Below are 14,438 nucleotides of genomic sequence, written 5' to 3'. Positions count from 1 at the left end.
TGGAGCGGAAGTCCTTCCGCTCCAGTAAGAGCTTCTGCTTTATTCTAGAATAGCAAAACCCGCTGACAACTGCCTGTCAGCGGGCTTTGCTATTCTTTTAATTACTGCGTTACCTTAGCCGCTCGGCGAATGACATCATATGCCGCGTCATCACTACGTACAAAGCCGTCGATTTGACTTTTGCGCAGCAACTCCTGACCTCCCGCTGAGCTTAAACGAACAAACGCTTCGCTGATAGCCTGCGTCAATTCTTTATCCACGTCAGCCCGGGCTGCAATAGCGTCTTTAGGAATGGCCTCCGTTCGGGCCACTTCCATCAATTCATGTACCGCCGAACCCGCCGCACGCGCCGCATCCATCGCTTCCGTATAAGTAGCGCCAGCATCCATTTGTCCTGACAAGACGGCGTCAATCACCCGGTTATGGCTACCCAAAAAGCGCGTTTCACCGAAAAAGCGTTCCGGGTTCTTCCCTTGTTCCAGCAACATGGCTTTAGGATATACATAACCTGATGCGGACTGCGGGTCTACAAAAGCAAAGCGCTTGCCGTCCAAGGATTCCAATGTCTGAAGCCGTCTGTCCTTACGAGCAATAATCAAACCATGGTAAGAAGGACTGCCGTTGACGACAGGCGTCACAAGCGGTCGCACTCCATGACGCTCCCTGGCTGCAATATAGGCAAATGGCGAAAACCATCCAATGTCGGCGGTGCCGTTAGCCAAGGCGCGTCCCAGGGCGTCATAATCTGAAACAATAATTACTCTGGCTTTTTTACCCACCTGCCGAGCTACTTCCTCTAAAACCGGCACATAACGCTCGCGAATCACCTGGGGCGCTGCGAAAGGATTAACTGCAAAAATCAAATCCTCAGACTGCTTAAAATGGCTGGCGAATTCCTGCATGCCGTCTACCGATTCCGCCATCTTCTTCGCCTGCTGCAAGATTTCTTCCGCTGTTTTTTCCTGGGAAGTAACGCTATCCAAGGCTTCTTGCGTACTCGCAGCAATCTCCACAGTGGCGCGGCTAAGTTCCTCCAGCACAGTCGCCATCTCCGCAGCTCCGTGACGCTGCTCATCCGAAGCCTGTGCCAAACGCTCCACTGATTTTTCAATGCCTCCCATAGAAGCTACGATTTCATCCAACGCTTTTTCCGAACGCCCAGCCGCTTCATCCACGCCTTGCAACGCCGTTTGCGCTCCTTGCATAGCCTGTGTCACAGCCTGCGTACGCTGGGCCATTTCTCCGACGGTCGTAGCGATCTCCTTGCTGATAACAGCGCTTTCACCAGCCAGCTTGCGTACTTCTTCCGCTACTACCGCAAAACCGCGCCCCTGCTCACCGGCTCGAGCCGCCTCAATAGCCGCATTTAGAGCCAAAAGATTAGTTTGATCCGCAATAGCATGTATGCTGCCAACACTATCCACAATACGGCGGGACGCTTCCTCCAATTGCCCTATAGACTTCGAAGCCTCTTCCACAATATGCGCCACCTGCAGCATATCCGACGCCAACGCGCGCACCTCCTGCCGATTGCCTACGGCAAGCTGCGTCGATCGGCGACATTCTTCTAGGGCTTCACCGCTGGACACGCTGACAAGTTCCGCCGAGGCGGCCATTTCTTCGGTGCTGGCCGAGGCCTCCTCTAAACCACTGGCGTTGTGATGACTGGCATCAGCCACTTTCTGCGTATGTACGCTCAACTGCTGCAAAGCCGTTGTGCTTTTCCCTACTAACCAAACCAATTGCTGAGAAATAAATCCCATCGTCTCCGCCAAGGAATATAAGTCATTGCCATACCCTTGCTTTTTCTCGCTAACAGCCACTCCGACAAGCGGTTTAGAAACGGTCTCCGCACCGCCTCTGCTTCCGCTCAAATAAAAAACGCCAATCCCCCCTGCTACTGTAGCCAGCACGACCGCCCACAAACCTGCCTGTTGCGCCACAGCCGCCATTACAGCCGCGATAACCGCGACCGCCGCCGCTAAAACACGCCTCTCTTTCATGTTCTTGCTTCATTCCTTCCCCTGTTTATTGTTCGAATCATCAAACTTATTTTGCAGTTTAGGTTTCTCCAAAAGAATCACGCCCCCCTGCCCAAAAGTGGAACAAAAACTTATAAATTTCCATAAAAAATAAAGGGCGCCGCTATTGGCAATCCTTATTTTTCCATTATCACGGGCGCCTTTGGGCCCAGCGCGTCAAATACAGACCGGCAAAAATAACTCCCGCGCCCAATACTTGGACGCCGCCGAAGGCTTCGCCCAGAAATGCATATCCCGCCGCCACGGCGAAGACCGGCGCCAAATTATTATAAAGAGAGGCCGTTGTACTCCCCACCTTGCCAGTATCCCATACCCAAAGACCATTGGCCAGACTAAGCGGAAACACGCCGGAATAAAGGACGCTGCTCCAGGCCACCGTCGACAGCGCAGACCAATCCACCGCCAGCATATCCGGCAACGCCACTAGTACAAATAAGATCGTCGTCGTCAAGATCACGTACGCCGTAACCTGGTACGGCGAATATCGCACGAGCAGCAGCCGGGAAAAAACCGTATAGTATCCATAGCCTAGCTGAGCGCAAAGCAAAAGCAAGCCTCCCAATACATGCGGTCCTGCCAAACTAAACTCCTTGCCAGCCCCCCAAACCATAACCAGCACGCCCAGCAGAGAAACAACAATCCCCGCCACCGTCAAGCGCCGAATGCCCTCCAGGCCATGTATGCGATTGATGATCGCCACACTCACAGGGAGCAACCCTAAAATCAAAGAGGCATTTCCGGCCGTCGTCAGTTGTACGCCAAAGGTAAAAAAAATCTGAAACGAGAAAAAGCCGAAACTGGACACCGCCAGCAGCCGCAAGTCCTCACGCCTTAAAGGCAGCCATACCGCCGCCCGCCGGAAGACAATCCACCCCACCGCCAAGGCCGCCAGCATGCGAATGGCATTATACGCCATAGGGGGCACTTCTTCCAATCCCAATTTCATTACCGGCGGATTGAGCCCCCACAGCAACGCAACCAATACTAACACTCCGTGCACATGCGACATCGTTTATTTCTCCTTTTTACCGTCTTGATATCGTATATCAATTCACTGTCCGAGAGACTTTCTCCTTTGGAAATTTCAAAGAGAAGAAGAAAAAACAGACGCCCTTTAAGGACGCCTGTCAGAGTCGTTTCTTATTTTTGCGGCGGTGTAATCCGCACATCAATTTCAAACATCCGGTTCCAAGGGAAGCTCACTTGCACTTGTTCCGGCTTCAAAAAGTCCAAATGCTGTTTGGCGAATTCACGCAGTTTCTTCTGCGCCGCTACAGTCAATTCTCCCTCAAGAGCATCCAGTTGCACCAGGCTGCCGCCTTTAGCGTAAACGATTTCCCGATTCAGCTGACTGCGAATGTTGGCCTGATACGCCCAATCATCCAAATAGCGTTCCGCCAGCAGTTTCTGCCTTGACGCTGTCGTCATCTGCGGCGCCAACATGCCTTGAGAAATAGCGAAGCCCAAGGTATTGCTCGGCGTATTCCAGCCGGAATACGCTGTCAGTTTGCCCAGCAGCTTCTGCTCGCTCAATTCCTGCATCAACGAATTATCCGAACCGTTTACAAAAGAAATATTCCCGATAGCCACCGCCTGCCCTTTGGCAAGATCTTTGGCAACATTAGCCACAAACTGCTTTGTTCCCGCGCTGGCGTAGGTAATATTGCTGACCCATTCGGCTTCATCTGTGTGACCATCCGGCGAAGTATGCACCGCCAGTACTAAATCCGGTTTTTGCGGCTGCGGCAGCACAATGCCTCCCGCTGAAACAATCTGGTCCACGATACTCTTGCCTATCGGCTGATCTTCGTAAGTTGGCAGTGATTTGGGCCCCGTACCTAAAGCATATTGTACTGAAACCACCGGCACGCGATGCTCCAAGTCGTTAATCGCCCGGGTCAACAGCAGCATACCCAGTTGATCCGCGCCAGGGAACGAAGCAAAACGGCTGGCCGGCAGCTTCGCCGCCTGGTTCACCAGCAATCTGGCTTCCTTGTGCGTTTGAGAAAAAGGCGCAGTATCATCCCGCCCTAATAGCAAATATTGAATATCCCCTTTGATGGTTTTATCCACAAAGTTTCGGTTGACCTGGAAGTTTTTGTCTCGTCGCGAAAACCAATCTTCCAAGGCATCCTGAGGAATGGTTTCTTTCAACTTTTTCAACTGACGCTTCTCTTCGCTCGTCAGTCCCAGGACCGTTTCCTTGTCCTGTAGAACCGTCAGCTCAAAAATATTGGGACCATATTTTTCATAATACGAGGGTTCTACGCCGCCAGCAGTCATGCGCGGCGTCCTCATAATTGTCGCAAATACATATTGTCTCGCCGTCGGGTTGAGTTTTTTCAGCTTATCAAAGCGAGCCTGTCTCACCCAGAGCAGATCCGAACCAAGCTGATGAATGCGTGAATCCACCAAACCGCCGTAAACCAAAGTATCAGCCGACAAAACCATAGCATCTACGCTTTTGCCGTTAGCCATCACCCAGTCCCAAACCGCTTCGGGATTTCCTTCGCGTCCCCGGCTGGCCAGCAAATCTTCCGGCGGCGTCAGCACCTCAAACCCAGCAGCCTGCGCTGTTTCTACAGCCTCTCTAAAACTCACCGGCCGATTGTCCTGCGGCACAAACAAAATGGTTTTCGCCCAAGCCGCTGTCGGCAAGCCCGCCAAAAGGCAAACCGCCGTCATGACCGTGCATAGCCAGCGTATGTACGTTCTCTTTTCCATCCTTTAAGGAACCCCCTTATTTGTTTTCCTCATCGCGAAGGTAACCAACCACGTCCTTAACAAGCTGATCCTGCGTATAAGCGGCGCCTGCCGCTTCTCCTCCAAGAGTCCTTGCAGGCTGCTCACCATCGCCTTTAGAGCCATTTAATTCGCGGACTCGCCGCTCATGTTGAAGATTATACCTCGCCAATCGTTCTCCCAGCAAGCGTTGTTCCTGCTCCCAAAAATCAGCTAAGCCTAATTCTTCTACATGCATAAAAATAAAATAAATAAGTCCCAACAGAGCTATTTCCGGGAGTAGTACAACTGCAAGAACTTCCACATTGCTTTTAATCCCTATGCTCCATAAGTAAGATACGAAAGAAAGAAAGATGTCATTCATTCCTTTAAACTCCTTGCCACCCGTACGTATTCAGGAAATACTGCACCTATCTTATTATTTTCTCTCATGAAGGTCCCTTCTGTCAATCCACCCTCCGTCCTATGAGCGCCCTTTTGCCTTCTATTTGCCGGTTTCTTGCCGCACCGATCCATACAAGCCAAAAAATCCTTGATACGCTTGATACGCAGCCGCATAGGAAGCCGTCACAACGGCGCCGGTGAGCATAAAGGTCACCATAATCTGATATTTTATCGCTTCTGTTGGCGCTACTCCCGCTAGAATTAGGCCTGTCATCATACCCGGAAGCTGTACTAAGCCTACTGTTTTCATAGCATCCACCATGGGAGCGCTAGCGGTATGCAAACTGTCCCGAATAATGACGGCCGCCGCTTCCTTGGGCGCCGCCCCCAAAGCCAGCCTAGCTTCCACTTCCGCCCGGCGCGAGGCAAAAGATCCGGCCAAGGTTCGCAACAACAACCCCACAGCCACCATGGACTGTCCTGCTACCATACCTCCTACCGGCACCACTTCACTAGGCCGGTAGGTAATAGCGCCGCAAAGCACCAACGTTCCTAATGTTACCGCCATGGATATCGCAATGGAAATGCAGGCAATTCGCCTAGCTCCCGGAACTTCCTTGCCGCGTTGGGCCGATACGCCGGAAGCCGTATAAAGCATAACGCACAAGAGCAGTGTCGTCAGCGCAGGATGGTCAGCATCAAACAAAAAGGACAGGACCATGCCGATTACCAGCAGCTGCACCACCGCCCGCAGACTGCCAATCAACATTTCTTTGCCCAAGCCCAGCTTTTCCCGATGCGACAACGCCATGGCCAACAAAATCAGGCCGTATGATAAAATCAGCGCTTCATTGCTCATACCACACCTCCCGCAGGCCACTTCTCTACGCGATCCCAAAATACCGCCGTTCCGCTGCGCAGCCCCAGCACCTGAGACGCCACACGCCGCACCTGCGCTTCTTGATGAGACACCCATAAAAGAGTTAACCCTTCCTCGCGGCGCAACTGCTGCAGCAGCTCTTCTACCTGCGCCGTCGCCGTCACATCCAACGCGGAGGTGCTTTCATCCAACAGCAGCACTTGCGGCTGCGCCAAGAGCGAACGCACCAGCGCCACGCGTTGCGCCTCACCGCCGGACAACGTCTCGGTTTTAGCGTTAAAAAAAGCTGCAGTCAGCCCTACGGCCGCCAACAATTTTTTCATCCGCCCTTCATCCGGTTTTTGCTTGGCAATTTGAAAGGGATAGGCCAAATCTTCTTCTACGGTTTTACCAAAAAGCACTGCTTTTTGCGGCACATAGCCAATACGCCGCCGCAAATCCGCAGGCGCGTAGCTGCGAAATTCCTTACCTGCAAAAAACACTTCACCGCCGCTAGGAGGCGTCAAAAGGCATAAAGTACGCAAAAGCGTAGATTTGCCGCAGCCGGAGGGTCCGGCCACCGCCACACTATCCCCGGAGGTTACGACAAAAGAAATATCCTGCAACAACGCTTTTTCGCCGATCGTTACCTCTAAGTTTTTTACTTCCAATAGGTTATTCATCATCTATTCCTCTGCTATTAAAGCGACGCAAAGCCGTATTCCAGCAAATACTTAGCCTCTTCCCATCGCAAATCACTGTTAAGAATCACTGCTACCACCGACTTTCCCTGACGAGTAGCGGAAGCCACAAGGCATTCGCCGGCAGCGTCAGTATAGCCCGTTTTCACGCCATCAGCCCCTGGAAAGGTTCGCAGAAGGCGATTAGTATTACGCACAAATACCGGTCGCCGGTTCAAAAAAGTAACATTCCGTTCATTCGTCGCCACAATACGCCGAAATTCCGGTTCTTGTTGCGCCGCCAAGGTTAACTTAGCTAAATCCGCCGCCGTTGTAAAATGATTTACAGGATCCGGCAGCCCATGGGGATTACTGAAATGCGTTTGAGACATTCCTAGGGAGTCCGCCTTTTCATTCATCCATTGAATAAAGCGAGACCTTGAACCGCCGCCGACATGTTCCGCCACAGCCTCTGCAGCATCGTTACCGGAAACAACCATCATCCCCATAAGCAATTCACGCAAGGTCAGCTTATCGCCCGCACGCAAGCCCAGCGAAGACTCATCCGTGCTAGCGGCCCGCCAGCCAACTGTCACCACGCTGTCCAAATTTCCTCGCTCCAAGGCCACCAAGCAAGTCATAATTTTTGTCGTACTCGCCGGATACATTACCTTATCGGCGTTCTTGGCAAACAAGGTTTTCCCGCTGCTTCCATCTACCACCACCGCCGCTTCGGCTATAACGGCAGGAGGAGGCGGTGCAGCTATCGCCGCTCCGCCTCCCGTTAGGCACATCAAAGCCACCAACAAAATGAGCTTAAAAAAGCTTATACCACTTTTTATGATAATACCCCTCCTTGCCAAGCCCCGCGAAGTGCACCGCTGCGCACCACACTAGACCGATCCCGATCCATTTCCACAAAGGAGTCAAGCCGAACTCCCCTCCATAGCTATACACGCCTGCGCTTAAAAGCGCTGCAATCACATACCAAAGCATCAGCCAACCACCAGATCTTGCAGCGTCCGTTTCGGCACATGATGCACGCCGGAAGCGTCACGCCAGTATTTCACATCGCCGTTTTCATTAATGTCATCCACGACAACCTGTTCTACAGGCTTGCCTAAAGCCAGCACCAGCAGAATTTCATAGTCATCCGGCGACAAGCCGGTAACTTGGAACAGCCGCGGCCGATCAATATTACCGATATAACAACCGCCCAAACCTTTTTCCACAGCCCCCAGCATAATGCTTTGCGCGGCAATGCCGTGATCAATGCCAGCCACATGAGCAATGCTCTTGTCCTTAAGAACCAAAATATAGCCGGTAGGACGTTCCCCTGCTTCCGGACCGGCCCACTCTTTCAAATACCCTGCCCAGCCAAGGGTAGGAAAAATGCTCTCATTTTTTTCCGCATCCGCCGAAACGTAAAACTTCAGCGGCTGCATATTGGCGCCGGACGGAGAAAGGCGAGCCAAATCAACCAGCTCCACCAGCGTCTGGCGGCTGATTTTTACCGCTTCGTCAAAGCGCCGGTAACTACGTGATTTTGCTACTAATTCCTTTAACATGGCACATCCTCCCTTACATATAGTTTGTATAAAGCCTGCGTGCCGCTATCGGCCTCGCCCAGCGCCGCCAAGCGCTCATAAAGGGACTTCGTTAGAGCTAAGCCTGGCGTGTCTAGGCCCATTGCCGCCGCTTCTTCCAAGGCAATCGTCATATCTTTAATAAAATGCTTCACATAAAATCCAGGGGCAAAATCGCCGCTCAACATGCGCGGTCCCAAATTGCTCAGCGACCAGCTCCCGGCAGCGCCGCTGCCAATAACGCCCAAAACCTTTTCCGGCTCCAAGCCGGCGGTTTTAGCATAAGCCAGCGCTTCGCAAACGCCAACCATATTGCCGGCAATAACGATTTGGTTGCACATCTTCGTATGCTGCCCCGCGCCTGCCTCTCCTTGATGAACCACATTCGTACCCAACAAGTCAAAAATAGGCTTAGCCCGTTCAAAGTCCGCCTGCTCACCGCCGACCATAATCGCCAGCCGCGCTTCGCGAGCGCCAACGTCGCCTCCCGATACCGGCGCATCCAGGGCCGCCATGCCGGCGTTCTTGGCCGCAACAGCAATACGTCGCGCCAAAGCCGGACTAGAAGTAGTCATATCAATAAAAAGCGCTCCCTGGCGTCCTTTAGCAATTAAACCATTTTCCCCAAAATAGGTTTCTTCCACATCCTTAGGATAGCCAACCATGGTAATAACCACGTCACACGCTTTCGCTACGGCTCCCGGGCATTCAGCCCAAGAGGCTCCCTGCTCCAATAGCGCTTCCGCTTTTGCTTTCGTCCGGTTATAGACAACTAAGGGATAGCCAGCGGCCAGCAAATGTCCGGCCATACTTTTTCCCATCACGCCAATACCGATAAAGCCCACTGTAGGTTTTGTTCCCTGTCCCATCATACTCCTCCTTCGTCTCTACATAACCGGCGGCCATTCGGGCCAATCTTCCTTTCCCGGCGTCGCCGTAAAAACCAAGCGCTCCACAAGCACATCTATACGTTCTACTTCCCAGCAGGTTACCTTGCGAATTTCAGCAGCCACCTGTTGACGAATGCGCGCAGCAATCTCTGGAATAAAGGTCCCATAAGGCACGGCAATGCCTAGCTCCAAAATCACCGTTCGGTTTTCCTCGTCTTTTTTAACCACAATTCGGGGTCCCATGCGGCTTAAAAGCGCCTTGGCCTTTTCCAGCAGCGTCCCCTCGGCTGCCGCTACCGGCATAACCTCCAGCTTTTCCATGGCGCCCAGCGCCAGCTGTGCAAATACCTCTTCCCGGATAATCGTCTTGCCTGCGATTTCCATAGCAGTCCCCTCCTTGCACAAGATTGTGACCGTTTTGTCTGCTTCGCGCTGTCTTCCGGCAAATCCTGCCCTGCAAAAAAAGAAATAGGAAACACGTCATGAAAACTTCCATACAAGTTTTCTAATCCTGCGCTAAATAGATAAGTCCCTCTAAAAATTTGCGCACGCTGATTTTCCCGTGATACGGACTTTTCCCTTGAATGTAGTTCATTTCCTGGCGCACTTCCTTAAAATCAAAAAGAGCCGTACTGTAGGTCTGAAACTTTTCGTTATCATAATCTTCCGCACCGAGATTCGCCATATTTTGCAACGCTTTAGTAATCGTCCGCCGGACGCGCTGCTCTATGGTTTTGGTATCGGTAGAAGTTTTTTCCGAAATTTGCTGATACATGTCACTCAACTGATACTCGCTGGTTCCGTCCGCCAGAAGAGGCGCAATATGCTCAATCATTTGAAAAATCGTTTTTGCGCCGGTCTCTCCCAAAATACCTACATCGGAAAAACTGCGATAAACGCGAGAGCGCAGGGTGTTTTCCGCATTTTCTCCATGTCCGCCCTGCACCGGCCCGGTAATTCGGGTCGCCGTTTCAGAAATCAACGACAAGGCTTGCCGCAAACGTTGACTTTCCCCTACCCGCTCAATAACCTTTACTACTTCCACCACATTGATGGGTTTGCGAATGAAAAAGCTAACGCCTCGTTCGTATGCCTTCGTAATCATTTGCTGGCTTTCGCTTTGAGAAATCATAATAAAGGTCGTATTGGGCAAGGAAGGGCTTACATGATCAATCAAGGTCAAACCGTCTTGCCCTGGAAGCAGCAAGTCCACCAAAGCCAAGTCCGGTTGAAAGTCTGCAATGACTCTTTCCGCCGAAAGTCCGTCGCTACACTCGCCCAGCACCGTTCCCAGGCGGTACTCGGCAATAATGTTTTTCAAAATCCGGCGCACCCCTGCATCGTCGTCTACAATCACCAAACGCAATGTCATCGTTTCGCCACCTTTGTCCTTTTTGTCGCAACCATCAGGCAATCAACCGAACAGTTGGGATTGAAATATAAAAATGAGCTCCTCCGGTCTCGCCGGATGTCACCACCACTTGCCCCCCCAGAAGCTTGGTCAGATTCTGTACATGAGACAAGCCCAAGCCGGTAGACATAGCGCCAGTACGGCGATCAAACTTGGTCGAATAACCCGGCTGAAAAATAAGCTCCCGGTCCGCCTCCGCAATACCGCAGCCGCTGTCTTGCACTTCAAAAATAACCGTATCCTTTTCTATGGATTCACTGACTTGAATCGCCCCTTTATCGCCGCAGGCTTCAATGGCGTTAATCAGTAAATTGTTCAAAATCGACACAATAACATAGTGCTGATCCGTCCAAAAATCCTGACGACATTCAAACTGCAACGAGACGTCAGCCCCACGCTGCGCCAGCACCCGCCTGGCGTTTTGCTCAATCAGCTGAAAGATGCCGGATAATAAGCTCTTGCGATCGCCTTCGGATGGTTCCAGTACCTTTTCAATGCCAGCGACAACTCTCTGGTAATCTTTTTTTACTTCGTGAATATTACGAGCAATCGCCAGAGCCTGATCCGCTACCAACAATTGGCGTTCTTGCTCCCGGCACTGGCAATTCTGCATCTCCTGATACAAGCCGTAACTATCCACCATAACCTGCTCAATATCCCGGGAGGATTTGCGCAAATAAAACAACTCCGCCTTGAGCTGGGCAATCAGCAGGGTCAACTCATTGTAATGAGCCACTTGTTCTTCCGCCAACGCCACCGCCTGAGCTTCCCGCAGGCCGTAGCAGATGAAGACCGCCATCACCGCCCTGGCAATAGCCACGCCCGCCAAAATGCCAAAGGTCACATCAACGGGACGACTGAAAAGTTCGCCCCGCATAGCCAGCTCCGCTGCATTGGAAAAGCCATCACAAAGAGTCAGCAGCATGACGGTCATCAGCACATTGTCCCGCTGATCTCTTACTCGAGTCAAATTAAAACCAATAGAGTAGATAATATAAAAGAAAAAGGTCGGCGCCCGCTCCAGCAAAATTTCCATGAGTTCCATATTGGAGGTGGATACATCCGTTACTACCCGCAAAATGACCATGACAATGCTGCCGAAAAAAGCGGTATATTCCACCGAAAGACGGCGAAAGTACATTAACAAAGAGCTAAAAATCACCGGGGCAAAGGACAGCTGAAAGGGGCTGTTGAAAGGATGTACGGTGATCATGCCGCCAAGGGCAAAGAAAGTTGTCACAAGCAGCATTGTTTGCCACAAGGACAGATATGACGATCCTAACATTCTTCCTCCTACAGGGACTACTAATTATTCACATCTCACGCCAAAACGGAGCTTTTTCCGCCAGGCATTGTCAAAAAGCTTCGAACGATTTTAAATCTGCGTCCCCTGTGCATGAAAAAAGATGTGGCCAGGGGCGCCTTAGAGGTCCCCTGTCCACATCTTTTCGTGATAAAGTTGGTAAATTCCTTTTTTACAGGAATTTAGTCACTATAATCTTTCGTGTAAGCTACCTTCAGCACTTCGTCAGGCAGTTCGTTTTCCCAACGGGCCACAACAACAGCAGCTACGCAGTTACCAACCAAGTTGCAGGCGGTACGAGCCATGTCGAGAATGCGGTCCACGCCGAGGATAATGGCGATACCTTCAACAGGCAATCCGAAAGCAGCAGCAGTACCGGCGATAACGATGAGGGATGCCCCCGGAACAGCAGCGATACCTTTAGTGGAAAGCATCAAGGTGATAACCATCAGCAACTGGGTTTCAATCGGGAAGTGAATACCGTACACCTGGGCAATAAAAACAACTGCCAAAGCGCTGTAGAGAGTGGAGCCGTCCAAGTTAAAGGTATAACCTGTAGGCAACACAAAGGTGATGATATGACGTGGAACACCGAATTTCTCCAGTTTTTCCATCGCCGACGGCAAAGCCGCTTCGCTGGAAGCTGTTGAGAAGGCCAACATGAGAGGATCTTTAATGGCCCGCAGCAACTGGAAGAAGTTGATCCGGAAGATAATCGTCGCCATCAAGAAGACCAAGAAGAGGAAGAAGATCAGAGCGAAATACAAGGAGCCGATCAGTTTCATCAACGGAATCAGCATGCCCAGGCCGAATTTGCCAACCGTGAACGCGATCATGGCAAAAATACCGATCGGCGCCAAGCACATGACGTAGTGGGTAAATTTGAACATAACTTCCGCAATGCTGGTGGCGACTTGCAAAACCGGTTTGCCCTTTTCGCCCATTGCAGCTGTTGCTACGCCAAAGAAACAGGAAAACACGATAATTTGCAGCATATCGCCGCGCGCCGCCGCATCTACCGCATTAGTAGGAACCAATTTAATCAGCATGTCCGTCATATCGATGGATTTTTTTGCAGCAGCCGCAGCTGATGCAGCATCGCTCGAAACGATCTGCACGCCTACGCCGGGTTCAAAGACGTTAACTACCAGCAGACCTACAAAAAGAGCCACCGTGGTTGCCAATTCAAACCACAAAATGGATTTCGCGCCCAAACGACCCAATTTTTTGAAGTCGCCTGTGCCCGCAATGCCCATGATCAACGAACTGAAGATCAACGGCACCACGATCATCTTAATCATACGAATAAAGATGTCGCCAATGGGTTTAAGCTGTTCACCGTAGGAAGGAAAGAGATAGCCGAAAAGAACGCCTAAAATGAGACCGATGAAGATTTGTGTAGTAAGACCAATACCGCCAGATTTCTTTTCTTCTGCCATGCGTACGCCCCCTTATAAAATAGTTGGGAAACCAGCCGTGCTTCTGCCAGGTACGCCCGTTCCAGTTTCTGCTTCTAGTATGAAAGGAGCCTAATCAAAAAACTACATAATACGACAAAACTATTTTTCAAGAATTTTGCATTTAATATACAACACGTATACAAACGGCTTAGCAGCTTTCTTCTTCGCGCCAGAAAGACCTCTTTGCAAAAAGCGCCTCAAAAGCAAGTTCAATATGTTTTTTTGGCAAAATACAGGGTACGCACAAATTCCGCCACCTCTTCCACCTGACTGGAAACCTGCGGAATTCCGTAACCTACATAAACTGGCGACAAGACAAAACGCGGCATCATTTTCGCCCGCACCGCACCGCCGCATTCATAAAAGAACAAATTATAGCTGCTGCAATGTCGATGAAAATGATTCAAAATATAATGCGCCACAGACTGAATACCATGGGCAAACGGAGCAATCGCCCCTTCTTTCTGCAACAAAATATTAAATTCAAAGAAACCTACCCTCGGACGTGTAGACAGATTCACTTCTACCTCGCCATTCTGCCAGATAGGAATGCCATGAAACGCTTCCTCCTCCATGCTGTGCTGATAGTCAATATGATCCAAACCGACAATCTGCATATGGGGATGCCGCATAGACCCCCCGGAGCAAGGACCATGATTCTTGAAAAACAAAACGGACCGAAATTGCCCGCTCCGAGACAATTCGCGCCACTTTTCAAGGCCAAAGCCGACCACTGCCTGTAAATGATCCGGTGCATAGGTTGATAACTCTTCTTCGCAAGTATAGCTTTCCACCAGCACCGTCTGGTAAGCATCCGGAAAAACAGGATATTTGTTTTTAAGCCAAAGGACCGGGCCCTCTTCCGCCAAAATGCCACTTAGGCCGCGGCGATCGCAAAACGGACAAGACGCTTCCTTATGCACAATATTTTCCGGCTTCCGCCGCCCAATGCCTGTATCAAAAACAAGATGCGTATGGACCATAATAAGTCCTCCTTCATTAACTGCCTACTATTGCCAATTCGCCGCTGTCATGCTTCTTACCTGCAGGTGTAATGCGAACAAGAGTTTGAAAAGCAAGG

Annotated in this window: 15 protein-coding genes; all 15 read right to left on the bottom strand. The window is 51.0% G+C overall.

All coding sequences use genetic code 11. From position 1 onward, the window contains the following. Positions 1-101: 101 nt before the first annotated feature. Entirely contained in the window at positions 102-2,003 is a 1,902-nt protein-coding gene (gene phnD / locus C508_RS17535) for a phosphate/phosphite/phosphonate ABC transporter substrate-binding protein (protein ID WP_018701755.1), read from the bottom strand. 169 nt (positions 2,004-2,172) lie between these two features. After that, positions 2,173-3,051 (bottom strand): DMT family transporter, encoded by an 879-nt coding sequence (locus C508_RS0101465; protein ID WP_018701754.1) that lies wholly within the window; start codon positions 3,049-3,051, stop codon positions 2,173-2,175. Positions 3,052-3,182: 131 nt separating this feature from the next. Further along, positions 3,183-4,766: a DUF4127 family protein gene (locus tag C508_RS0101460; RefSeq protein WP_018701753.1), complete on the bottom strand. Its 1,584-nt coding sequence runs from the start codon at positions 4,764-4,766 to the stop codon at positions 3,183-3,185. 16 nt (positions 4,767-4,782) lie between these two features. Next, positions 4,783-5,148, bottom strand: coding sequence for a hypothetical protein (locus tag C508_RS0101455; RefSeq protein WP_018701752.1), 366 nt, complete (start codon positions 5,146-5,148; stop codon positions 4,783-4,785). 120 nt (positions 5,149-5,268) lie between these two features. Beyond that, the gene (locus tag C508_RS0101450; protein ID WP_018701751.1) at positions 5,269-6,027 is read right to left on the bottom strand and encodes an ABC transporter permease; all 759 of its coding nucleotides are present in this window, start codon (positions 6,025-6,027) and stop codon (positions 5,269-5,271) included. Then, on the bottom strand, positions 6,024-6,710 hold the full coding sequence (locus C508_RS0101445) for an ABC transporter ATP-binding protein (RefSeq protein WP_018701750.1): 687 nt from the start codon (positions 6,708-6,710) through the stop codon (positions 6,024-6,026). Before C508_RS0101445 ends, C508_RS0101450 begins: the two co-directional genes overlap by 4 nt. 17 nt (positions 6,711-6,727) lie before the next feature. Next, positions 6,728-7,501, bottom strand: coding sequence for a D-alanyl-D-alanine carboxypeptidase family protein (locus C508_RS0101440; RefSeq protein WP_018701749.1), 774 nt, complete (start codon positions 7,499-7,501; stop codon positions 6,728-6,730). Positions 7,502-7,523: 22 nt separating this feature from the next. Then, positions 7,524-7,703 carry a hypothetical protein gene (locus C508_RS0101435; RefSeq protein WP_018701748.1) on the bottom strand — a complete coding sequence of 60 codons (180 nt, stop codon included), beginning with the start codon at positions 7,701-7,703 and terminating at the stop codon, positions 7,524-7,526. After that, positions 7,703-8,275, bottom strand: a complete 573-nt coding sequence (locus C508_RS0101430) for a nitroreductase family protein (protein ID WP_018701747.1) — start codon at positions 8,273-8,275, stop codon at positions 7,703-7,705. The genes C508_RS0101435 and C508_RS0101430 overlap by 1 nt, the downstream gene beginning before the upstream one ends. Then, entirely contained in the window at positions 8,269-9,162 is an 894-nt protein-coding gene (locus C508_RS0101425; protein WP_018701746.1) for an NAD(P)-dependent oxidoreductase, read from the bottom strand. The genes C508_RS0101430 and C508_RS0101425 overlap by 7 nt, the downstream gene beginning before the upstream one ends. 18 nt (positions 9,163-9,180) lie before the next feature. After that, positions 9,181-9,567: an Asp23/Gls24 family envelope stress response protein gene (locus C508_RS0101420; protein ID WP_018701745.1), complete on the bottom strand. Its 387-nt coding sequence runs from the start codon at positions 9,565-9,567 to the stop codon at positions 9,181-9,183. A 121-nt stretch (positions 9,568-9,688) separates the two neighbouring features. After that, positions 9,689-10,555, bottom strand: a complete 867-nt coding sequence (locus C508_RS0101415) for a response regulator (RefSeq protein WP_018701744.1) — start codon at positions 10,553-10,555, stop codon at positions 9,689-9,691. Between the two features lie 34 nt (positions 10,556-10,589). Beyond that, positions 10,590-11,879 (bottom strand): ATP-binding protein, encoded by a 1,290-nt coding sequence (locus C508_RS17530; protein WP_018701743.1) that lies wholly within the window; start codon positions 11,877-11,879, stop codon positions 10,590-10,592. Between the two features lie 200 nt (positions 11,880-12,079). After that, positions 12,080-13,336, bottom strand: coding sequence for a dicarboxylate/amino acid:cation symporter (locus tag C508_RS0101405; RefSeq protein WP_018701742.1), 1,257 nt, complete (start codon positions 13,334-13,336; stop codon positions 12,080-12,082). A 230-nt stretch (positions 13,337-13,566) separates the two neighbouring features. Next, the gene (locus tag C508_RS0101400; protein WP_018701741.1) at positions 13,567-14,340 is read right to left on the bottom strand and encodes a DUF4931 domain-containing protein; all 774 of its coding nucleotides are present in this window, start codon (positions 14,338-14,340) and stop codon (positions 13,567-13,569) included. Positions 14,341-14,438: the final 98 nt, after the last annotated feature.

The sequence above is a fragment of the Anaeromusa acidaminophila DSM 3853 genome (genome assembly GCF_000374545.1).
GTDB classification, from domain to species: Bacteria; Bacillota; Negativicutes; order Anaeromusales; family Anaeromusaceae; genus Anaeromusa; species Anaeromusa acidaminophila.
This window is presented reverse-complemented; position numbering and strand designations above follow the sequence as displayed.

Bases quoted from the DNA above. Each gene is read 5' to 3' on its own strand.
- C508_RS0101465 (WP_018701754.1), bottom strand. From the start codon at position 3,051: ATGTCGCATGTGCACGGAGTGTTAGTATTGGTTGCGTTGCTGTGGGGG.
- C508_RS0101415 (WP_018701744.1), bottom strand. From the start codon at position 10,555: ATGACATTGCGTTTGGTGATTGTAGACGACGATGCAGGGGTGCGCCGG.
- C508_RS0101425 (WP_018701746.1), bottom strand. From the start codon at position 9,162: ATGGGACAGGGAACAAAACCTACAGTGGGCTTTATCGGTATTGGCGTG.
- C508_RS0101450 (WP_018701751.1), bottom strand. From the start codon at position 6,027: ATGAGCAATGAAGCGCTGATTTTATCATACGGCCTGATTTTGTTGGCC.
- C508_RS0101430 (WP_018701747.1), bottom strand. From the start codon at position 8,275: ATGTTAAAGGAATTAGTAGCAAAATCACGTAGTTACCGGCGCTTTGAC.
- C508_RS0101440 (WP_018701749.1), bottom strand. From the start codon at position 7,501: ATGTGCCTAACGGGAGGCGGAGCGGCGATAGCTGCACCGCCTCCTCCT.
- C508_RS0101400 (WP_018701741.1), bottom strand. From the start codon at position 14,340: ATGGTCCATACGCATCTTGTTTTTGATACAGGCATTGGGCGGCGGAAG.
- phnD (WP_018701755.1), bottom strand. From the start codon at position 2,003: ATGAAAGAGAGGCGTGTTTTAGCGGCGGCGGTCGCGGTTATCGCGGCT.
- C508_RS0101435 (WP_018701748.1), bottom strand. From the start codon at position 7,703: ATGCTTTGGTATGTGATTGCAGCGCTTTTAAGCGCAGGCGTGTATAGC.
- C508_RS17530 (WP_018701743.1), bottom strand. From the start codon at position 11,879: ATGTTAGGATCGTCATATCTGTCCTTGTGGCAAACAATGCTGCTTGTG.
- C508_RS0101455 (WP_018701752.1), bottom strand. From the start codon at position 5,148: ATGAATGACATCTTTCTTTCTTTCGTATCTTACTTATGGAGCATAGGG.
- C508_RS0101405 (WP_018701742.1), bottom strand. From the start codon at position 13,336: ATGGCAGAAGAAAAGAAATCTGGCGGTATTGGTCTTACTACACAAATC.
- C508_RS0101445 (WP_018701750.1), bottom strand. From the start codon at position 6,710: ATGAATAACCTATTGGAAGTAAAAAACTTAGAGGTAACGATCGGCGAA.
- C508_RS0101420 (WP_018701745.1), bottom strand. From the start codon at position 9,567: ATGGAAATCGCAGGCAAGACGATTATCCGGGAAGAGGTATTTGCACAG.
- C508_RS0101460 (WP_018701753.1), bottom strand. From the start codon at position 4,766: ATGGAAAAGAGAACGTACATACGCTGGCTATGCACGGTCATGACGGCG.